This window comes from Actinomadura coerulea, assembly GCF_014208105.1.
In the GTDB taxonomy this organism is placed as follows: domain Bacteria; phylum Actinomycetota; class Actinomycetes; order Streptosporangiales; family Streptosporangiaceae; genus Spirillospora; species Spirillospora coerulea.
The window spans coordinates 6,203,268-6,222,454 of the sequence record NZ_JACHMQ010000001.1; the positions used below are offsets into that span (position 1 = coordinate 6,203,268).

The window sequence follows — 19,187 nt, forward strand, 5'->3', positions numbered from 1 at the left end:
CCCCGCCACCGGCGGGGGCCAGCGTGAGGCAATGACCTGCCCAAACTCGTCCGGAACGGCACTCGCCGCGCCCCCGGCGGGTACCTCGGACGGGAACCGCGATCGGGGGTGGGGGTGCGCATCCAGGGACCCGTCGCCCCTATGGCCGCGACCGCGATCGACCATATCCCGCGGGAGGGAGCCTGTTCAGGCGGCTGCCGCTACGAACCCAAGTTCGACGGGTTCCGCTGCGTCGCCCGCGTGGACGAGGAAGGCGATGTCCAGCTCTGGTCACGCCGTCTCAAGCGGCTGGACGCGGCCTTCCCCGAGATCGTCTCCGCGGTCTCCGGAACCCTCCCGCCCGGCACGGTGGTGGACGGCGAGATCGTCCGCTGGGGAAGCGACGGCCGCCTGGACTTCTCGGCCCTCCAGCGCCGCCACGTCACCCGCCGCACCGGCGCCCCGATCACCGAGCCGTGCCACTACGTGGTCTTCGACGTCCTGGAGACCGGCGGAAAGGACCACCGCTCCGCCCCCCTCTCCGCCCGCCGTACCGAGCTGGAGCGGCTGCTGCGCGACCTCCCCGGCAGCTCCCGCGTCGTCCTCTGCCCGCAGCTGCGCGACGTGGGGGAAGCCCGCCTGTGGTTCGAGATCCTCGTCGCCCAGGGCATCGAGGGCCTGGTCGTGAAGGCCGCGGGCGACCCCTACAAGGAGGGGAGGCGCGGCTGGTGGAAGATCAAGCACCGGACGACGACCGAGGCGCTCATCGGCGGCGTGACCGGCACGCTCGAACGGCCGGAGTCCCTGCTTCTGGGCAGGTACACGACCGCCGGGGTGCTGCGTGTGGTCGCCCGGACCGCGCCCCTCACCCCCCGGGCGCGCGCGGAACTGGCCGGCGCCCTCTCCCGGGCGGGCGCCGACCACCCCTGGCCGGAGCCCCTGCCCGCGGGCTGGGCCGGCGGCCTCCCCGCGACCAGGGGCCCGGTCCACTACACCCGCGTCGCCCCGGACACCGTCGCGGAGATCAGCGTGGACGCCGCCGTGGAACACGGCCGCTGGCGCCACGCGGCCCGCTTCGTCCGCCTGAGGCGCGACCTGACCCCCGGCGACGTCCCCCAGAACCTGGACCTGGCCTGACCCCGAAACGCCCCGCGGGGCCGTCGGCCGGTCAGGCGGCCCCGGCGGGACGGCCGAGCCCGGCGAGGTGGGAGGCGATGATCTCGCGCATCCGCGCCGGGGTGGTCTGGTGGGGATGGGTCGCGGCGTGGACGGCCAGGCCGTCGACGAGGGCGTGCAGCCGGTCGGTCTCGTACTCCACGGCGGGTTCGGGAACGTCCAGCGAGCGCACGAGGGAGCGGCAGCCCTCGCGCAGGAGGCCGTATCCCTCGCTCTGCAGGGCCCGCAGCTCCGGATCGACCATCGCGCGGGCGGTGAAGGCCAGCCATACCCGGTTCTCGACGGCCCGCTCCTCGTCCATCGGCAGCAGTTCGGCGAGCACCAGTTCGGCCCGGCGGCGCTGATCGGGTTCGGGGGGCAGCGCCGCCATGCGCCGCTGGATCCGCTCGATGATCGCGCGCAGGGTGAACGCCAGCAGCTCGGACTGCGTGGCGAAGTAGTGCCGCAGCGAACCCATCGACAGCCCGGCCTCGCTCGCCACGTTGCGAACCGAGGCCCGGTCCAGACCGTCGCGCAGGACCACCCGCAACACCGCCGCAGCCACGTCCAGGCGCCGCTGCTCACCGTCCACCACTCGAGGCATCCCCCATTAGTAGCACAGTCGTGCTACTATCCGCCGGGAAGTAGCACAGTTGTACTAGTAAACGTCGAACGGAGACCGCCCGATGCGCCTGAGATCCCCCTCGCGACCCCTGCCCGGCACAGGCCCGTCGTCGGGCGGCGGCACGATCCGGTCCCTGCTCCGCAGCCGCGCCGCATGGTCGGCCGCCCTGGGATGGGCGGCGGTGAACGCGCTGGTGCTGGTCCTGGCCGGCCGCAGGCTCCCGCTCGACCTGCACGACGCCGGGGAGCGCACCACGTCCGCCCACCTGGTCGACCTCAACGTCCGGCTCGCCGAGGTCTTCCTCGTCATGGGCCTGGTCTTCCTCCTCACCCGGCGCCGGTCCAGGCCCGACCTGGCGGACCGCGCCCCCGAGCGCGCCACCGCGCTCCGCGAGACTCTGCTGCTCATCGCCTACGGCGCGGGCGGGCTCGCCCTCGGGTTCGCGGTGGGACGGGCGTTCGGCTGGCACCCGTTCGGCCTGCACCTGGCCGGCTCGATGAACGAGACGAACGACCACGTCACGCGGGCCGAGGCGATCGCCTGGGCCGGTTACAACCTGGTGGTGTTCGCGGTCGCGCCGCTGGTGTACTTCCGGCGCCGCTACAGCGCCCGGGCGCTCAACCTCGTCTCCGCCGACCGGCGCGGCGACCTGCGCCTCATCGTCGTCGTGCTGCTGGTCGAGGCGGCCGTGCAGACCGCCGCGCTGCGGCCGGAGATCTTCGGCCTCGGCGCCCGGCAGCTGCTGCTGGGCGCGCCGCTCACCTTCGTCCTCTACATGGCGGGGACGGTCCTGCCGACGATGGTCTTCGTCTACGCGATCCTCATCCCCCGGTTCGCCAGGCTGACCGGCTCGGTCGCGACCACCGTGATCTTCGGCGGACTGGCCTACGCGGCGCTGCACGTGAGCGACTCCTGGACGGAGTACGGCTCCCCCCGGGAGGCGGCCGTCTCGATCGCCTTCCTGCTGCTCACCTACTTCGGCCCCGGCATGGTGAAGGCGTGGCTGACCGTGCGCACCGGCAACGCGTGGGTGCACGTCTGGGCCTACCACGCCCTGGCGCCCCACACCCTGGTCGACACCCCCCACGTCGCGCACACTTTCGGCATCCACCGATGATCCGGACGGGGAGCTCCGGTCTCCGGTCGGTCGGGCGCCCGGTGACCGGCGATCGGAGTACCGGCCCCGGTGCGGTCACCGCTGGGCGCGGGCGAGGTACAGGGCCTGCTCGCGCTCGTTGCGGGTGAGCCCGGCGGCGCGCCGGAACTCCTCGCGGGCCTCGTCGAGGCGGCCCAGCTTCTCCAGCAGGTCGCCGCGCACGGCGGGCAGCTGCGGATAGTTCCCGAGGGAGCGCTCCTCCAGCAGGGCGTCCGCGATCTCCAGGCCCCGGGCCGGGCCGTACGCCATGCCCACCGCGACCGCGCGGTTCAGCTCCACCACCGGGGACGGGGCGAGGTGGGCGAGCACCCGGTACAGGGCGGCCATCCGCTCCCAGTCGGTGTCCTCGGCGGCGGCCGCGCGGGCGTGGCAGGCGGCGATCGCGGCCTGCAGCCCGTACGGGCCGAGCGTGCCGAGGGCCTCGGCACGCGCGAGGGCGGCGAGCCCCCGGTTGACGAGCAGGCGGTCCCAGCGGCTCCGGTCCTGGTCGAGGAGCAGGACGGGCTCGCCGTCCGGGCCCGTCCTGGCGCGGATCCGGGACGCCTGGATCTCCATCAGGGCGACCAGCCCGTGCACCTCGGCCTCGCCGGGCATGAGGCCGGCCAGGAGGCGGCCCAGGCGCAGCGCCTCCTCGCACAGCGCCGGACGCGTCCAGTCGTCGCCGGCGGTCGCCGAGTAGCCCTCGTTGAAGACCAGGTAGACGACCTCCAGGACGGACGCGAGCCGGGCGGGCAGTTCGTCCGGCGGGGGCAGCTCGATCGGCACCCGCCCGTCGGCGAGGGCGCGCTTGGCCCGGAAGATCCGCTGTCCCACGGTCGGCTCCGGGACGAGGAAGGCCCGTGCGATCTCCTGCGTCGTCAGGCCGCCCAGCAGTCGCAGGGTCAGCGCCACCCGCCCCTCGGGCCGCAGCACGGGATGGCAGGCGGTGAACAGCAGGCGCAGCAGGTCGTCGCCGATGTGGTCGTCGAGGGCGTCGTCCAGTTCCGCCTCGGCCGACTCCCGGCGGACCTCCAGGTCGCGGCCGATCTCCGCGAGCTTGTCGGCGTACCGGGCGTTGCGGCGGATCAGGTCGATCGCCTTGTGCCTGGCCGTGAGCATGAGCCATGCGCCCGGGTTGTCGGGCACGCCGGTTCGCGGCCACTGCTCCAGCGCGCTGACCAGGGCGTCCTGAGCCAGTTCCTCGGCCAGGCCGACATCGTTGACCAGCCTGGCCAGACCCGCGACCACCTGCGCGGACTCGATCCGCCAGACCGCCTCGACCGTCCGGTGCGAGTCGCCACCCGTCATGGCCCGATCCAACCACCCCGGCGACCGCCGCCGCACCCGTCCGCCGACGCGTGCGCCCCCGGCCGGAACCCGGCCGGGGGCGCACGGCTCGGTGAGCCGGTGGACGCGGTCACTCAGGGGCGGCGAAGTCCTCCGGGCCCATCACGCGCAGCACGTCCGCCTCGCCTTCCCAGCCCTTCCAGTGGTCGCGGTGGACCTTCAGAAAGCGGGACGTCCACTCCATGGCCTCCTCCTTGGACCGGACTTCGAACAGGGAGTAGCTGATCAGCTCCTTGGCCTCGGCGAACGGGCCGTCCATGACGTTCAGCGCGCCCCCGGCGAGGGTGATCCGTGCCCCCTCCGAACTGGGCGCCAGCCCGGCGGTGTCCAGGAGGGCTCCGGACCGGGTCGCCTCCTCGCCGAGCTTGGCGATGGCCTCCATCAGATCGGCGGGCGGCGGCGTGCCGGGCAGGTCGGTGGCCCTGAGGATGATCATGTATCGCATGGTGCTCTCCTTCGATGACGGTGTCGGACGGACGGGTGGTCGGGGGTTCAGGCGCGGCCGGGCACGGCGCGCCGGGGGCCCGGCTCCTGCTGCCCCTCTCGGCCCTCTGCCGACACTTCGAACGGGGAGACGCGGTTTCGACAGCCCGGCCGGATTTTCTCGAAAACTTTTCCGGCGGACGGCGGGCCGACGCGTTTCGCCTGGTCACCGGGCTGCGGTCCCGCGGCGGTCTTTCGCCGGACCGCTCGACCGCCGGAGGGACCGGATTACTGATCGTGATTCTCTGGCGACTCTTCTCGTCCTACGGTAAAACAGACACTGATGTTCTTCTGAGCTTGTCGCCGGACGACCGGGATCTGCCGATCCTCGCCAAGGGCCGCGGCGCCAAGGGCATCTCCATGCACGAGAGTCGACCTGAAAGGCATCGCCAGATGACACGTCCATCGGACGACAAGGGCACGGCCGCCGGCGGTCTCTCCCGCCGCAAGCTCCTCCGGATGGGCGCCGGCGCCGCCCTCGGCGCGGGGGCCGTCGGCGCGGGATGGGTCGGGTTCAGCCAGGACGGGCGGCAGGCCAGGGTGATGACGGCCGGCGGGCCGGGCGACCCGTCCAGCCCGACGCTCGCGACCAAGGTGAAGAACCTGAGCGGCCCGGTCGAGACCGGCCCGTTCGCCTCGCCCTGGACCGACCTCGGGATCCCCGTGCGGTGCCCGGACGGCACCATGCTGTTCGTCTGCGGCGACACCTTCAACGGCGACCACGTGCCGAACCCGGGCGAGCCCGCCGACGACTGGCGCGCCCCGGTGGGCCTGCGCTCCGGCAACGGCGACGTGAACAACCTGCGCATCGACGGGAGCGTCGGCGGAGGCCACGCCAGGGCCCTGGTCCACGAGCCGCACAACCCCGTCGGCGACAAGGCCACGACGGCGATCCCGTCCGACGCCTTCGTCGTGGACGGCGTCATGTACATGCACCTCATGCGCGGAGTCATCTACGACACCCACCACACGGACTTCTGGCGCTCGACCGACAACGGCGAGACGTGGGAGTACCTGTGCCAGTGGCCGGGCGATCTGCACGGCGGCCAGTTCCAGCAGAAGACCTACGCGGTCGCCGACGACGGGTGGTGCTACGTCCTGTCGTCGGTCTTCAACCGCGACCGGGACTCGGGGATGCTGCTCCACCGGGTGCGCAAGGAGAGGCTCGGCGACCCGGGCGCCTACGAGCCCTGGGGCTACGCGGACGGCGGCTGGCGCTGGGGGGCGCCTCCGACCACGGTCTTCGGCGTCCGCAAGTGGGGCGAGATCTGCTTCCGCGCCATGGACGGCAAGTACGTCCTCACCTGGTTGAACATGAACCCGCTGTCGATCCGGGCGATGGTCTTCCCGCTCCCGACCTCGGACCTGACGCGGACGCTGGAGCAGACGATGATCCTGCCGTCCGCCCCCGGAGCGGAGGCGGCCAACCTCGTCGCCAGCCCCTACGGCGGCTTCGTCGTCCCCGGGTCGACGTTCGGCAACTTCCACATCATCGTCAGCCAGTGGTACGACCCGAGGAACTACCGGATCATGCAGTTCAAGATCAACATGCTCTCCTGAGCGGGACCGGGCGCCGTCCCCGGACGGCGCCCGTCTCCGCCCGACCGCCCGCGGACGAGGCAGTGGCCCTGTCCGCGGGCGGTCTCCTCGTGTCATGACGCCGCCGGCAGGCCGGGCGTCACCCGGCCTGCCGGCGGTCGGAACCGCTGTGCGGACGATGAGGGTCAGGCGGCCTCGATGCGCTCGGCGAGCCAGCTCTCCAAGACCTCCAACGCGGGGCGCCCGCTCCCGTCGACGGGCTCGGTGCCGTACATCACGTGCCGCCGCGTTCCGTAGAACACGGCCGCGTCCAGGCCCTCCTTGACCAGGTTGCCCGGGTTGAGCCGGGTCTTCAGCAGCCGGTCGAGCGTGCCCTTCGGCAGCGGCACGCCGGCGACGTCCAGACCATGCTCGGTCAGGTCGGTGATCTGGGGGACCAGGGAGAGCAGGTCGACGCCGAAGAAGGCGTTGAGCGACTTGACCGGGTCGGCCGGGTCGATGGTCGGAGGCCGCTTCGGGTCGAAGTCGTCCAGCATGTTCTGGATGGCGCGCAGGTCGCGGGTGATCCGGACCCAGTCGGCGCGGTCGAGGATCGCCAGCGCCTCCCCGACGGCGCGCTCGGGGGAGCCGGGCGGCCACATCGCCAGCAGCGCGGCGAGCGGGGTGAGGTCGACCCGGTTGGCGGTCTCGGCCAGCGGCATCAGCCGGTCCTCGATCGCGACGAGCGAACGGTAGACCCCGCGCGTGTCGCCCCGCTGGGCGTACACGGGGACGGCCCGCGCGGCGCGCTGGATCCCGCGGTAGTCGATCCGGCTGATCCCGCCGATGACGTTGCTCGCCTGGGCCAGCAGGGCGACGGGCTGGAGCCCCTGGATGACCTTGGTGACCTTGGCGACCTGGTCGGCGGGCAGCCCGGTCAGCGGCGCGGCCTTGGCGGCGGCGGCGAGGGCCGCCCGCGCCAGCGCGGCCGTGTCCCCCGCCTTCGCGGCGGCCTGCACCGCGTCGAGCTCGTTGGCGAGCCCCACCAGGTCGGTCTTGGACAGCGCCTGGAGCACCTGGCCCGCGATCTGGTTCTGCGAGCCCGGTGGGGAGTTCAGCAGCGTGTTCACCACGACGGGGTTCGCGACCGCGCGGGTGAGCGCCTGCAGCGGGCCGACGAGCCTCGCCAGGTCGCCGGCCGTGCGGGCCGCCCCGGTGGTGTCCTTGCCGCGCGCCTGGCCGGTCAGCGTCTTCACGCCGTTGGGGACGGCGGTGAGGTCGGCGGGCCTGCCGTTGACGGTGCCGAGGTCGGTGGAGAGCTCGCGCTCCGCCGAGCCTTGCAGGTTGGCGATGCCGACACGGCTCAGCACGGTGCCGAGGGTTGCGGTGAGCTCGTTCTCCTCCGGCAGGGCGCAGTACAGGTCGCCCTTGAGGCACACGTTCGCGACCCGTCCCGACAGCTCGCCGAAGCCTCCCGGCCGCGGCCCGGCGAGGCCCCGGGTGCCGGGGAGCGGGTCACCGAGGTTCACCTCGCCCTTGGTCCCCCTGCCGGGGTCGGCCACGCCCCCGCCCGCGAGGTAGGAGGCGGCCGGGACCGGTCCCTTCCCGGCCCCGATCTGGGCGGCGACGTCGCCGTTGACGTCCGCGCCCTGGCTGAAGCCGAGCCCGACGAACCGGGTGCCGGGGCAGTCCCGGGAGATGTCCGTCATCGCCTTGCGGGCGGCGTCGATCCCGGTCTGCTTGGAGTCGTTGTAGGTCTTGCCCTGGTCGAACGCGGTCGCGTTGTAGCCGACCCAGTAGGAGGAGATCCGGTTCCCGAACCGCCGTTCCAGCGGCTCGGTGACGCCGCGGAGCATGCCGACGGGCGTGTTCGGGTCGGCGGCCGACGTGGTCTCCCAGGTCCCGGGCACGACGATCAGCTTGATCGGGGTGCAGGACATGGCCTCGGACGTCCGCGCCGCGTCGACCGGCCCGCCCGTGTTCAGCAGCGGCACCGCGGCGGCGGCCGCGACCGCTCCGGCCACCGCGACCGCGACGGCCGGTCCGCGGTAGCGCCTCAACGGCTTCCTTGCGTGCAGTCCGGAGCTCATCACTCGCCCCTCAGCGCGCAGTAGGCGTCCTGTGCCGCCGTGACGATCGCGGTGCCCGCCTTGTCGGGGATCATGTTGTAGCGGTTGGTGGCCACGACGACCTGGTCCTTGCCGTCCGGGCTCGTCAACCACTGGCTGAAGTAGCCGAGCACGGCGCCGTTGTGCGAGTACGCGGTGCCGCACGGGGTCTTCATCATGATCACACCGAGGCCGTAGGGCTTCTCCGGGGACACGGTCTGCTGGAGCTCGCGCTGCTGCGCGGGAGGCAGCAGGCGGCCCGAGGCGAGCGCGCGGGTGAAGTCGGCGAGGTCCTCCTGGGTGGAGACCATGGCGCCCGCCGCGCCGAACATCTGGACGTTGGAGAACGAGATGTCCCGGATGGTGAAGTAGCCGTGCAGCCAGTTCCCGTACAGCTTGGGGTCGGCCTCGGGGAACGTGGTGTCGGTGAGGCCGAGCGGCTTGATGATCCGGTTGGTCACCTCGACGGCCGGGTGGTGCCCGGTCGCGGCCTGGATGATCATTCCGCCGAGGACGTAGTTGGCGTTGGAGTAGTTGAACTTGGTGCCGGGCGCCGACAGCTGCTTGTTGGCCGTGGCGGCCTTCACCAGCACGCGCGGGTCCCACTTCTCGTAGGGGTTGATGTCGGCGACGTAGGACCCCGAGATCCGCAGGTTGTTGATGTAGTCGGGGAGCCCGCTGGTGTGGTTGAGCAGCTGCCGGATCGTGATCTTGCGGCCGTCGTTGCCGTTCGCCGCGACCAGGCCGGGCAGCCACCGGTCCACGGTGTCGTTCATCGACAGCTTGCCCTCGGCCTCCAGTTGCAGCAGGACCGTGGACACGAACGCCTTGGTGTTGCTGCCGATGCGGACCTTCGCCTTCGGGTCGGCCGGCACGCGCATGAACATGTCGCCGTGACCGGCCGCGGCGTACTGGGTGTCGGCGCCGCTGCGGACCATCCCGATAACCCCGGGCAGGTGGTGCTCGGACTGGAGCCTGGCCACGCGCTCCTGGAGGGCGGCGGCCCGCACGTCGTTACCGGCCTCGGTCTTCGCGCCGGCCGAGGCGATCGTGGCCTCCCGGTCCTGGACGCCCATCGTCACCGCCGTCACGGTGGCGGCCGCCGCGACCAGCGTCGCGCCGGCGCGGACGAGCAACTTCCGACTTCGCATTCGGTCTCCCAGACAATTCGACGATCTTGTCTGCGACGCTAGTGAGACCCGTTTAAATTACGATGACAGGCGAATATCGAGGCCGCCTCGCCTGTTATTTTCGACGGCACTTCGCGGACATGCCGAAAACGCGCCGAACGCCTCTGCGGCCGTTCGGCGCGTGCTGCCGGAGAAAGGAAAGGTGAACGGCGGCTAAAGGAGTGAAGGCGCGCCTGCGACGGCGACCAGACCCGCCCTGCCCAGGGCCTGCGGCTCCTCCGCGGCGAGTTCTCGCGCGAACAGTGCGAGCAGTCCGTTCAGCCGGTACTGGTGGACGGACGGCTGCTGCACGAGATTGGCGTCCACCAGGTTCTCCAGCGCCTGCTCTGCCCCCTGCGCCGCCCAGCCGAGGGCCGCCGCCAGAGCACGATGGCCGGATCGGCCGTCCGGTGCCGCCCCCAAGGCGCGGAACGCTCGCCGCTCGGCGGCGGGAAGCCGGTCGTAGGAGAGCCGGAAAGCCCCTTCCACACTCCGGTCCTCCGCCGTCAGCTCGCCCAGGCGCCGCCGAGCATCGGCCATTCTTCGCACCAGATGCCCGATCGCCCAGGACGGGCGGCTCTGGATGCGCGCACCCGCGATGCACAGCGCCAGGGGCAGCCGGTCGCACATGGCCGCGAGCTCCCGCACGGCGACCGGCTCGGCGGCGGCGCGCTCTGCGCCCACGATCCGGGTCAGCAGCGCCTCCGCCGCCTGCCGGGTGAGCGCCCCCAGCGAGACCCGGCGGTCCGCGTCCAGCCCGACCAGCCGCCGGCGGCTGGTGACCAGCACCCGGCTGCCCGCCCCTGCCGGGAGCAGCGGGCGCACCTGGTCGGCGCCGGAGGCGTCGTCGAGGACCAGCAGCAGGCGCAGCCCGGCGGTGGCGCTCCGCCAGGACGCCGCGAGCTCGTCCAGGTCGCCGGACGCGGGCCCGGCGCCGACGGCCCGCAGCAGCCGGCGCAGCGCGCGTTCCGGGGGCACCGCCTCCCGCCGTCCGCTGTGCCCGTGCAGCTCCACGAACAGGCAGCCGTCCGGGTGGTCGCGGCGCAGCTCCCGCGCGGCGCGCACCGCGAGCGCGGTCTTGCCGGCGCCCGCGACCCCGTCCACCACCGCCACCGCGGGCCCGCCCCGGCCGGTGAGCAGCGCCAGCTCGTCCTCCCGTCCGACCAGCTCCCCGACCTCCGCGGGCAGTTCGTCGGGGACGCGCCGTGCGGGGACGACCCGCGCGCGCGCCCCGCCTCGCGCCCCGCCTCGGGCCCCGTCGCGCGGAACGAGGTCAAGGGCCGCGTCGTCACCGCGCAGCACCGCCTCGTGCACGCGCCGCAGCCGATCGCCCGGCTCCACCCCGAGGTCCTCCACCAGCCGGAGGCGCAGGTGCGAGTACGCGGCCAGCGCGTCGGCCTGGCGGCCGCTCCCGTACAGCGCCCGCATGAGCAGCGAGGTCAGGGACTCGCTGTGCGGATGCTTGGGGATCAGGGCGTGCAGTTCGCCGACGGCGTCCACGAACCTGCCGAGCTGGAACTGGCATTCGACCTTCTCCTGCAGGAGGGTGAGCCTGCGCTCCTCCAGCCGCAGGCGCTCCGCCTCCGCGAACGGCCCGGGCAGCCCGGCCAGCGGCTCTCCCTGGAACAGCCCGAGGGCCTCGTCGCAGGCGCTCGCCGCGGCCGCCAGGTCGCCGGACCTCCTGGCGGCGGCCGCCCCGTCCGCGGTCTCGTCGAGTCGCATCACGTCGACCGCCGTCCCCCGGCTGACGAAGCGGTAGCCGCCCCGCTCCCGGGCGATCACCGACTCCTGCGCGTGCTCGCCGAGCGTGCCCAGGCAGCGGCGCAGCCGATGGACGTACACCGGCACGATCTTGCTGCCGGAGCCGGGCGGCTCGACGCCCCAGACGCCGTCGAGCAGCTCCCGCCGGCTCACGGTCATGTCCGGGCGCAGCAGGAGCGCGGCCAGGAGGGCCTGCTGCCTGAGCGGGCCGAGGTCGAGCCGGGTACCGCCGCGCCAGGCCCGGACCGGGCCCAGCACGGTGAAGTCGAGCGGGCGGGGGGCTTGGTCCGGCATCGTGCCCGAGGTCATCGCCATCGCCATCATCAGACCGATCTCTTCGAACTGCTGATCAGGGACGGTCCGCGCGTGAAGGGGAGCATCGCGGACCATGGGATAACTTTGTAATGGGTAGTTGTTCCTTATGTGATGACGCGATGCGGCGATTGGTTCAGACCGGCCGCGTGGCGATCGTCACGTCACCGCGCGGGCCGCGGCCGCCGGCCCCGGCGGGGCGCCGGCTCGCAGGCGACGGCCCCGGCCGCCTCGGCGCCCAGCAGCGCCTGCCCGGCGGAGCGCTCGGCGGCCTCGCGCTCGTCCCCGAGCCCGACCAGCAGATTGATCACATGCGGCCCCAGCACGTGCAGGACGCCGCGGCCCTCCCGGCCGAACACCCCCGTGGTCTCCAGCAGCACGTAGCCGTGGATCACGCACCAGATCTGCCCGGCCACGAGGACCGGGTCGTCCCGGCGGATCCGCCCGGCGTTCATGGCGCGCCGCACCTGCCGGGGCAGCAGCGCGAAGGCGTCGTTCAGCTCGGCGGCGGTCGCCGGCGTGCCCTCGGCGGTGAGGTCGTGCCCGAACGACGGCAGCGCCCCCGGCGAGGCGAGCCCGAACATCAGCCGGTAGCGCTGCGGGCTGGCCGCCGCGAACGCCCGGTAGGCCAGCCCGAGGACCAGCAGGTCGGTCACGGGGTCGTCGGTGTCGGGCACCTGCCGCAGGTACCGCTCGAAGCGCGCGAACGCCTCCCGGCCGAGCGCCTCGTACATCCCGGCCATCCCGCCGAAGTGGGTGTAGACGGCCATCGTGGACGCCCCGACCTCCGCGGCGAGCCCCCGCGCGTTCAGCGCCTCCGGCCCCCGTTCCTCCAGCAGCCGCATCCCGGCCTCGATCAGCTTCTCGCGCGTCCCCGCCGGCGTCTTGGGCATGACAATGTTATAGCGCGCCGCGAACTGTCCCAGGTCAGCTGAACGGCCATGTCTTTCTGGTGTGACGGCATCGGTGCTCCAGCGGGGTCAGGCGGTGCCGGGAACACCGGCCCGCTCAGCGGACATGGTCGGGACGACCTTTCAGCCGGCGCGCGTGACGAGAGGCCACGCTAACAGACATCAATGTCTATTTGAAGGGACCCTGCCGGAAGGACCGTCAGGGCTTGGCGAGGGCCGTGATCCTGGTCCGGAAGTCGGCGACCAGGTTCGCCGCGTGCGGGCCCGCGGCGTGGCGTGCCGCGTCGGCGCCGTCCGCGACCGCGGCGAGCGGGTCCGGGTTGGTCGCGCGGTGCAGAGCGCGCCAGACCCAAGGGTGCTCGCCGCCGTCGAGCTGGGAGCGGCGGGCGCGCAGGTGGGCGTCGGCGGTCAGGGCCCGAGCGGCGACGCTGGCGGCGACGTCGGGGTCTTCTCCGAGCCCCGCGTAGCGGGCCGACTCCGCCGCCGCCCACCAGGCCAGGTCCCGAAGCGCCGGTTCGGGCAGCCCGGCCAGTTCCTCGATGACGGTGCCGAGCGGGGCGCCGGACCGCGCCCGGTACGGGTACAGCGGGGGCAGGTGCGGAACGATCCGGAAACCGATGTCGGCGTCCTCCACGCGGGCCAGGTCTTCGGCGGTGATGCCATGGCCGGTGAATCGCCCTGCCGCGACCAGTCCCAGCATCGTCTTGTCGCGGTGGTAGTCGGCGAAGTCGAGACCGGCGAGCGCCTCGGTGAGCCGCGGTGGCGCGTCGAGCTCGCCGAAGGGCTCCTCCGACAGCAGCACCTCGCCGTGCTCGGCGAACGACAGCCGGGTCACCGCGTTGACGTTCCAGTACATACTGGCGGCCCGGCCGCCGGCGGACGCGCGGGTCAGTACGGGCCTGGTCGAGCCCTGCCAGCCGTTGTACTCGACGGCGAGCACGGCTCCATCCCGGTCCAGGACCGCGACCCACGGATCGGTCGAGCGCCGGGCCATCAGGTCCTCGTTCATGGCCCGCATCGACTCCGGCCGGTCCGGGTCCGCACCGAAGGCGCGCAGCACGTCCGCGACGTCCGTCCCGGTCACCACCGTCACCGTCGCGGCCATCTCCAGGGAACTCCCGCGCAGCCACCGGTAGGCGGCCTCGGGCGGTTCGTGACGCACCGGCTCAGGCTGGCCGCGCAGCCGGTGACCGAGCCGGTCGGTGCGGGCGTGCACGACGGCGGGTGCGGCGGGCGCCCGCCACACCACCAGCTCGTAGTTCTCCGTTTCGACGGTGTCGTCGCGACCGCGCGCGTGCACCCGCAGCCGGTAGTCGCCGGGCCAGGGCGGAGTGATCGCGCGCAGCGGCGGCCCACCCGGCCCGAAGCCGCCCGCGGAGGCGCCCGCCACGGAGGCGCCGCCCGCGGCCGCGCGCCAGCTGACCTCGACGATCTCCTCCCAGCCGGTCGCGACGTCCGGCGGCGGCTCCTCCAGGACGCGCAGCGTGAACCGCACGTGCCCGCTCTCCACGCCGGTGCGGATCACCACGCCGCCCGGGACCACCGCGACCAGCCCGTTGTCGCCGAAATCGACGTCCGGGGCGCCGTCGCCCTCCAGCAGAGCGAACCGGTGCCCCCTGACCTCCGCCGTGCCGCCGGCCCCGAGGGGCAGCACGTACTCCGCCCGCGTCTTGGCGAGGACGGCGGCGGCGTAACCCGGAGGCATCGGAGCCTCGCGCAGCAGCAGGGCCGCGGTGCCGATCGCGACGCCGAGCACCGCCGGCGGTCCGGCCGCCGGGGGCTGGACGCCCGCCCGCCGCACGACGGCGGCGGCGGCGGACACGGCCAGCGCGAGCCGTGCCGCGCCATGCGCCGCGGCGACCTCCCGCTCCCCCGTGATCGCGGTGTCCACCGCGAGGAGAGCGGCCACGCGCGGGTGCGCGGCCAGCCGGCGGGCCAGCGCGGCGACGAGCGGCACCGCGCCCGGCCGGATCCTCTCCAGGAGGGCCGCTCCGCGGACCGCGTCGCTCGTCCCTTCCGTGACGCCGATGCCGAAACCGCCGTTCAGGGGCTTCCCGAGGAGGCCGGACAGGTCCGGGACTCCGGCGAGGTCCAGCTCCGGCACGGTCAGCTCCAGCGCGCCGAGCAGGCGTTCGACCAGCAACGGCGGCAGCTCGCCGAGCGCCTCCAGGGCCGGCGACCCGTCCGGCCCGGGCTGGACGCGCATGTGCGAGCCGGCCGCGGGACGAGGCCCGGGAGCCGATCGGCGACGCGGCTCCGCGCCGTCGGCGACGACCCGCAGCCGGCCGAGCGCGGCGGCCGGTGTCTCCGGAATCCGACCGGCGATCAGCGGTATGGCCGCGGCGATCGGCCCGGCCGCTTCGTCGACTAACACGTCTGAGATCTCCACCACGACACCTCCGGCTGCGACCGCGTACAAGATGGCAGAACACTAGGCCCCGCCGCTGACACTGACGCCTGCGGCCGGTACGCGGTCGCCCGTGTGAGCGACTCGTGGCGGCCCCCCGGGCTCAGGCGGGGAGCGCGGCGGCGAGGCGTTTGGGGGCTGACAGCCGCCAGGCTTCGGTGACCAGTTCGCGCAGTTCCTCGGGCTCGACGGTGGCGAGCTTGATCTCCACCCACGCGAAGCGCCCACTCGCCCACGATGGAGCGAAGGTGCCCGGGTCTTCGGCGATGAGGGCGGCCTGCTCCTCCCGAGTGGCCTTGAGCAGGACGAAGCCCTCGCTCTCGTTGAGGTAGCAGAAGCCCTTGCCGCGAACCCGGAAGCCGGTCAGATCCGAGAACGCCTCGCGCTCGGTGACCTCCGGCAAGGCGAGCACCGTGCGCAGGAACTCCTCAGGACGCATGCCCGAAGATGTACCAGCCGGGTAGGACGATTCATCCCCGGAGCCTCATCGAAGAGGCTCGTAAACCGAGTCGACGGCGGCCTGGCCGGTGTAGTTCGGGCCGGCTTGATCGTCGGCTCCGAGATAGCGGTAGGGGAACCGCACCTGCCCGTACCCGTGGCGGGAGACGCGGCGGCGGACGGAGTCGTAGGCGAACCCCTGCGCGCGCAACTGCGCCGTGAGGCGACGGCCGGCGGAGGTGCCGTCCTCGCGGCGGACCGAGCGGGCGTCGAAGTTGGCGACGAACCTGCCTTGGTCGGTGAGCCATGACGCGATACGGCGCAGGACGCCGAGCTTGTCGCCCACGTAGTGCAGCCCGTGCACGCACGTGATCAGGTCGAAGCGGCCGTCGGGGACCCATTCGACCACCGAGCCGCCGACCAGGCGCAGCATCGCGGGGAAGGGGCCCGGGACGAAATGGTCGACGAGGTCGAGACCGATGATCTCGACCTGTCCGGCCAGACCGCGATCGGCCAGAAGCGCGGCCGCCTCGGCGGGCGCCCGTCCGCTCCCGCAGCACAGGTCCAGCCACCGCACGGGCGGCGAGGTCCTGGCGCGGGCGCTGATCTCGGCCATGACGTCGATGCCGAGTTCTCTGCCGTAACCGTTGGTGCCGCTGAGCGACCGCTCGCGGTTCATCGTGCAGTTCGCCACGACCGACGACCTCGCCAGTTCGCCATCATCGAGCAGCCGCGTCACACCGGCATTGTGACCTACCGGCACCCGTCCCGCCCTGGTGGGGCCTTGCCGCCGCGGACGCCCGGAGCGGCGGCGAAGCCGCGCTCGACCACGACGCCTCCCGGGCGGACCCCCCCAGCTCGATTTGCTGTGACGGGCGTCAACCGGGATGGTCACGGCCGGGTTCTCGGGTCCTGGGTGGGGTCGGCGTACAGGGGCGGGCAGCCACGATCGATCGCACTGGTGCGTAGTTCGTAGTGCCAGGATTCGTTCCTGTAGATCTGGCACAACCCGTACTCGGCCCCGTGTTTCGATAGCCATTTCGTGGCGTCGGAGTGCCCGATGTCGACCGCCTTGCCTTTCACATGAAGTGAGGTCGACGGGGTGGCCACCCATCGGGCGGCCTCCTCCTCGGAACCGTACTTGGAGATCGCGTCTCGAAGAAGCCGATTCTGATATGCCGGGGAACGCCAGCCGCTGTTGACGTAGAACCTTGTTCCGTCGTCCGCGGCGTCCGTCGCGGCTTGGCGGAGGGCCGCGAGGAGTTGCCGATCGAGTCTGGCCACGGCGGGAAACGCGTCGTCGAAGACGGTCACACCGTCCGGGACGACGCCGTCACCTCTGCCGACCCGACCGCCGGGGCCGGAGCGAGGAGCGTTCTCGCCGGGCCCGGCGCGCTGCTCGCGGCGAGGGACGTCAGATGGTGACGCGGGGGAGGAGACCCACGACGGAGACAAGGATTGCGAGGAATTCCGCGTCCGATGGCCGAGGGCCGAGCCGATCGCCGCCATGACGACCACCAGGCCGATCGCGATAAGCCAGTAGAGCTTGCGGGGTGCTTTTCGCGGTGATGGCAGTATTGGTGACATGCCACAAGTGAAAGTGGCATGGCGTTGCCGGGGCGTATAGGTTTTTCGATATGCCGACGATATGCGCCGGGACGGTTACGCCTGGTCCGTTCGCGCCCGCTGGGGCTCGGGGGTTTCGGCGGCCCAGCTGGCGAGGAGCCGGAGCCTGTCCTCTGCGTCGCTTCCCGGTTCGGTGCCGTAGGCGACGAGGGTGAGGTCGTCGGCCGGCAGGTCGAGGGATTCGTAGGTGAGGTCGAGGACGCCCACGACGGGGTGCCGGAAGGGCTTGGTGCCGACGTGGTACTGGCGCACATCGTGGCGGGCCCAGCGGATGCGGAAGTCCTCACTGCGGGTGGACAGCTCGCCGACCAGGTCGGTGAGGGCCTTGTCGTAGGGGTCGCGGCCGGCCTGGGCTTGCAGGAGGGCGACGGTGGTGTCCGCGGCGTGTTCCCAGTCGCCCCAGAAGTCGCGCGACCGGTCGTCCAGGAAGATGAACCGGGCGTGGTTGGGGACCTTGCCGCGGGCGGCCTCGATCATGGGCGCGTACAGGGCGCGTCCGAGGGCGTTGGCGGCCAGGATGTCGCCGCGGCCGTTCATCACGATCGCGGGCGCCCCGGTCATGGAGTCCAGCAGGCGGTGCACGCTCGGCCGTACCCCGGCGGCGGGGCGGCGCCGGCGGCGCGGGACGGGGCCGGCGGCGCGAGCGAGGTCCTCCAGGTGGGTGCGGTCGTCGTCGTTCAGGCGCAGGGCGCGGGCCAGGGCGTCCAGCACCTGGTCGGAGACTCCTGACAGGTCGCCGCGTTCCAGGCGGGAGTAGTACTCGACGCTGACCCCGGCGAGCTGGGCGACCTCGGTGCGCCGCAGCCCGGGGACGCGGCGGGTGCCGTAGGAGGGCAGCCCCGCGTCCGCCGGTGTGATCTTGGCCCGGCGCGAGGTCAGGAACTCACGGATCTGGCTGCGGTTGTCCACGCTCTCCAGGCTAGGCGGCCCCGCTCGGAGGAGGGGTGCCCTGCCGGTACACCTGTCACCAGTGCCTTCCAGCCCGGCTGGCCAGCCCTTTTCATGGGTACTGGCCACCTCGCCGACGCGGTCCCGGATCGCCGGGTGCCCAGGCCCGGCCGAGGCCCCATGGCAGATCCGGATTGCACGGACAACGAAGGAGCAAAGGAACCCATGCGTGGTGTAGTGATGCACGCCCCGGGCGACGTGCGAGTCGAGGACCGGGAGGACCCGCGGATCACCAAGCCGACCGACGCCGTCATCAAGGTGGAGGCCGCCTGCGTGTGCGGGTCGGACCTGTGGCCCTACCGCGGCGCCGACCAGGTGAGCGACCAGCCGATGGGGCACGAGTACGTCGGGGTGGTCGAGCAGACCGGCGCGGACGTGCGGAACGTCAGGGTCGGGGACTTCGTCGTCGGGTCGTTCTTCGCCTCCGACAACACCTGCGAGATCTGCCGGGCCGGCTACCAGTCCCGGTGCGTGAACGCCGAGCCCGTGGGCGGCACCCAGGCGCAGTACGCTCGGGTCCCCCTGGCCGACGGCACGCTGGTCGCCGTCCCCGGAACCCCTGACGCGGACCTGGTCCCCTCGCTCCTGGCCGCCTCGGACGTCCTCGGCACCGGCTGGTTCGCCGCGGTCGCCGCCGAAGCCGGTCCCGGCAAGACCGTCGCGGTCGTCGGCGACGGCGCGGTCGGCCTGCTCGGCGTCCTCGCCGCCCGGCAGCTGGGGGCCGAGAGGATCGTGGTGTTCAGCCGGCACGTCGACCGGCAGAGGCTCGCCGCCGAGTTCGGCGCCACCGACGTCATCGCCGAACGCGGCGACGAGGGCGTCAAGGTGCTGAAGGACCTCACCGGCGGGCTGGGCGCCCACTCGACCATCGAGGCGGTCGGCACCCAGCAGTCGATGATGCAGGCCGTCCGCGCCACGCGGCCCGGCGGGCACGTCGGCTACGTCGGCGTCACCCACGGCGTGGCCATCCCCGGCGAGGAGCTGTTCTTCTCCGGCGTCCACCTGCACGGCGGGCCGGCTCCCGTCCGCCGGTTCCTGCCCGAGCTCGTCCAGCTCATCCTGGACCGGCGGATCGACCCCGGCCGCGTGTTCGACCTCGACCTCCCCTTGGAGGACGCCGCCGAGGGCTACCGGGCCATGGACGAACGCCGTGCCATCAAGACCCTGCTGCGCCCCTGACCCGGCCGCCGTGCATCGAGACCGTGAGACCCCGCAGAGCGCCATGTGAGAGCGATGGCCCAGCCCGGTGGGCTGGGCCATCGCCG

At 72.9% G+C, this 19,187-nt stretch carries 16 protein-coding genes; 4 read left to right on the plus strand and 12 right to left on the minus strand.

What is annotated here, in order from left to right; all coding sequences use genetic code 11:
- Positions 1 to 141: 141 nt before the first annotated feature.
- Positions 142 to 1,116 carry an ATP-dependent DNA ligase gene (locus tag BKA00_RS28685; protein ID WP_185030134.1) on the plus strand — a complete coding sequence of 325 codons (975 nt, stop codon included), beginning with the start codon at positions 142 to 144 and terminating at the stop codon, positions 1,114 to 1,116.
- A gap of 31 nt (positions 1,117 to 1,147) precedes the next feature.
- On the opposite strand, the gene BKA00_RS28690 is transcribed toward BKA00_RS28685, so the two are convergent.
- The gene (locus BKA00_RS28690) at positions 1,148 to 1,738 is read right to left on the minus strand and encodes a TetR/AcrR family transcriptional regulator (RefSeq protein WP_185030136.1); all 591 of its coding nucleotides are present in this window, start codon (positions 1,736 to 1,738) and stop codon (positions 1,148 to 1,150) included.
- Positions 1,739 to 1,820: 82 nt separating this feature from the next.
- On the opposite strand from BKA00_RS28690, the gene BKA00_RS28695 reads away from it, so the two are divergent.
- Positions 1,821 to 2,876, plus strand: a complete 1,056-nt coding sequence (locus tag BKA00_RS28695) for a hypothetical protein (RefSeq protein ID WP_221493323.1) — start codon at positions 1,821 to 1,823, stop codon at positions 2,874 to 2,876.
- A gap of 75 nt (positions 2,877 to 2,951) precedes the next feature.
- Here the strand turns inward: BKA00_RS28695 and BKA00_RS28700 are convergent, their stop codons facing one another.
- The gene (locus BKA00_RS28700) at positions 2,952 to 4,202 is read right to left on the minus strand and encodes an RNA polymerase sigma factor (RefSeq protein ID WP_185030138.1); all 1,251 of its coding nucleotides are present in this window, start codon (positions 4,200 to 4,202) and stop codon (positions 2,952 to 2,954) included.
- Positions 4,203 to 4,311: 109 nt separating this feature from the next.
- The gene (locus tag BKA00_RS28705; RefSeq protein ID WP_185030140.1) at positions 4,312 to 4,686 is read right to left on the minus strand and encodes a YciI family protein; all 375 of its coding nucleotides are present in this window, start codon (positions 4,684 to 4,686) and stop codon (positions 4,312 to 4,314) included.
- 431 nt (positions 4,687 to 5,117) lie between these two features.
- On the opposite strand from BKA00_RS28705, the gene BKA00_RS28710 reads away from it, so the two are divergent.
- Positions 5,118 to 6,284, plus strand: a complete 1,167-nt coding sequence (locus BKA00_RS28710) for a DUF4185 domain-containing protein (RefSeq protein WP_185030142.1) — start codon at positions 5,118 to 5,120, stop codon at positions 6,282 to 6,284.
- A 164-nt stretch (positions 6,285 to 6,448) separates the two neighbouring features.
- On the opposite strand, the gene BKA00_RS28715 is transcribed toward BKA00_RS28710, so the two are convergent.
- The 9 genes from BKA00_RS28715 to BKA00_RS28755 form a co-directional block, all read right to left on the minus strand.
- Positions 6,449 to 8,302 carry a cutinase family protein gene (locus BKA00_RS28715; RefSeq protein WP_185030144.1) on the minus strand — a complete coding sequence of 618 codons (1,854 nt, stop codon included), beginning with the start codon at positions 8,300 to 8,302 and terminating at the stop codon, positions 6,449 to 6,451.
- A 29-nt stretch (positions 8,303 to 8,331) separates the two neighbouring features.
- Positions 8,332 to 9,501 carry a serine hydrolase domain-containing protein gene (locus BKA00_RS28720; protein ID WP_185030146.1) on the minus strand — a complete coding sequence of 390 codons (1,170 nt, stop codon included), beginning with the start codon at positions 9,499 to 9,501 and terminating at the stop codon, positions 8,332 to 8,334.
- A gap of 192 nt (positions 9,502 to 9,693) precedes the next feature.
- Positions 9,694 to 11,670, minus strand: coding sequence for an AfsR/SARP family transcriptional regulator (locus tag BKA00_RS28725; protein WP_221493324.1), 1,977 nt, complete (start codon positions 11,668 to 11,670; stop codon positions 9,694 to 9,696).
- An 86-nt stretch (positions 11,671 to 11,756) separates the two neighbouring features.
- Positions 11,757 to 12,485, minus strand: coding sequence for a TetR/AcrR family transcriptional regulator (locus BKA00_RS28730; RefSeq protein ID WP_185030148.1), 729 nt, complete (start codon positions 12,483 to 12,485; stop codon positions 11,757 to 11,759).
- Between the two features lie 217 nt (positions 12,486 to 12,702).
- Entirely contained in the window at positions 12,703 to 14,877 is a 2,175-nt protein-coding gene (locus BKA00_RS40085; RefSeq protein ID WP_221493325.1) for a DUF6461 domain-containing protein, read from the minus strand.
- 136 nt (positions 14,878 to 15,013) lie between these two features.
- Positions 15,014 to 15,349, minus strand: coding sequence for an MmcQ/YjbR family DNA-binding protein (locus tag BKA00_RS28740; protein ID WP_185030151.1), 336 nt, complete (start codon positions 15,347 to 15,349; stop codon positions 15,014 to 15,016).
- Positions 15,350 to 15,394: 45 nt separating this feature from the next.
- Positions 15,395 to 16,087 carry a methyltransferase domain-containing protein gene (locus BKA00_RS28745; protein WP_230298599.1) on the minus strand — a complete coding sequence of 231 codons (693 nt, stop codon included), beginning with the start codon at positions 16,085 to 16,087 and terminating at the stop codon, positions 15,395 to 15,397.
- Positions 16,088 to 16,239: 152 nt separating this feature from the next.
- Positions 16,240 to 16,935, minus strand: coding sequence for a M15 family metallopeptidase (locus BKA00_RS28750; protein ID WP_185030153.1), 696 nt, complete (start codon positions 16,933 to 16,935; stop codon positions 16,240 to 16,242).
- 75 nt (positions 16,936 to 17,010) lie between these two features.
- The gene (locus BKA00_RS28755) at positions 17,011 to 17,883 is read right to left on the minus strand and encodes a helix-turn-helix domain-containing protein (protein ID WP_185030154.1); all 873 of its coding nucleotides are present in this window, start codon (positions 17,881 to 17,883) and stop codon (positions 17,011 to 17,013) included.
- A 204-nt stretch (positions 17,884 to 18,087) separates the two neighbouring features.
- Between BKA00_RS28755 and BKA00_RS28760 the strand changes: the two genes are divergently transcribed.
- Complete coding sequence (locus BKA00_RS28760; protein WP_185030155.1) at positions 18,088 to 19,101, plus strand: zinc-dependent alcohol dehydrogenase family protein; 1,014 nt, start codon at positions 18,088 to 18,090, stop codon at positions 19,099 to 19,101.
- Positions 19,102 to 19,187: the final 86 nt, after the last annotated feature.

What these genes read in the sequence shown, in the direction of transcription:
- BKA00_RS28685 (WP_185030134.1), top strand. Translation starts at nt 142, where the DNA reads ATGGCCGCGACCGCGATCGACCATATCCCGCGGGAGGGAGCCTGTTCA.
- BKA00_RS28690 (WP_185030136.1), bottom strand. Translation starts at nt 1,738, where the DNA reads ATGCCTCGAGTGGTGGACGGTGAGCAGCGGCGCCTGGACGTGGCTGCG.
- BKA00_RS28695 (WP_221493323.1), top strand. Translation starts at nt 1,821, where the DNA reads ATGCGCCTGAGATCCCCCTCGCGACCCCTGCCCGGCACAGGCCCGTCG.
- BKA00_RS28700 (WP_185030138.1), bottom strand. Translation starts at nt 4,202, where the DNA reads ATGACGGGTGGCGACTCGCACCGGACGGTCGAGGCGGTCTGGCGGATC.
- BKA00_RS28705 (WP_185030140.1), bottom strand. Translation starts at nt 4,686, where the DNA reads ATGCGATACATGATCATCCTCAGGGCCACCGACCTGCCCGGCACGCCG.
- BKA00_RS28710 (WP_185030142.1), top strand. Translation starts at nt 5,118, where the DNA reads ATGACACGTCCATCGGACGACAAGGGCACGGCCGCCGGCGGTCTCTCC.
- BKA00_RS28720 (WP_185030146.1), bottom strand. Translation starts at nt 9,501, where the DNA reads ATGCGAAGTCGGAAGTTGCTCGTCCGCGCCGGCGCGACGCTGGTCGCG.
- BKA00_RS28725 (WP_221493324.1), bottom strand. Translation starts at nt 11,670, where the DNA reads ATGGTCCGCGATGCTCCCCTTCACGCGCGGACCGTCCCTGATCAGCAG.
- BKA00_RS28730 (WP_185030148.1), bottom strand. Translation starts at nt 12,485, where the DNA reads ATGCCCAAGACGCCGGCGGGGACGCGCGAGAAGCTGATCGAGGCCGGG.
- BKA00_RS28740 (WP_185030151.1), bottom strand. Translation starts at nt 15,349, where the DNA reads ATGCGTCCTGAGGAGTTCCTGCGCACGGTGCTCGCCTTGCCGGAGGTC.
- BKA00_RS28750 (WP_185030153.1), bottom strand. Translation starts at nt 16,935, where the DNA reads ATGTCACCAATACTGCCATCACCGCGAAAAGCACCCCGCAAGCTCTAC.
- BKA00_RS28760 (WP_185030155.1), top strand. Translation starts at nt 18,088, where the DNA reads ATGCGTGGTGTAGTGATGCACGCCCCGGGCGACGTGCGAGTCGAGGAC.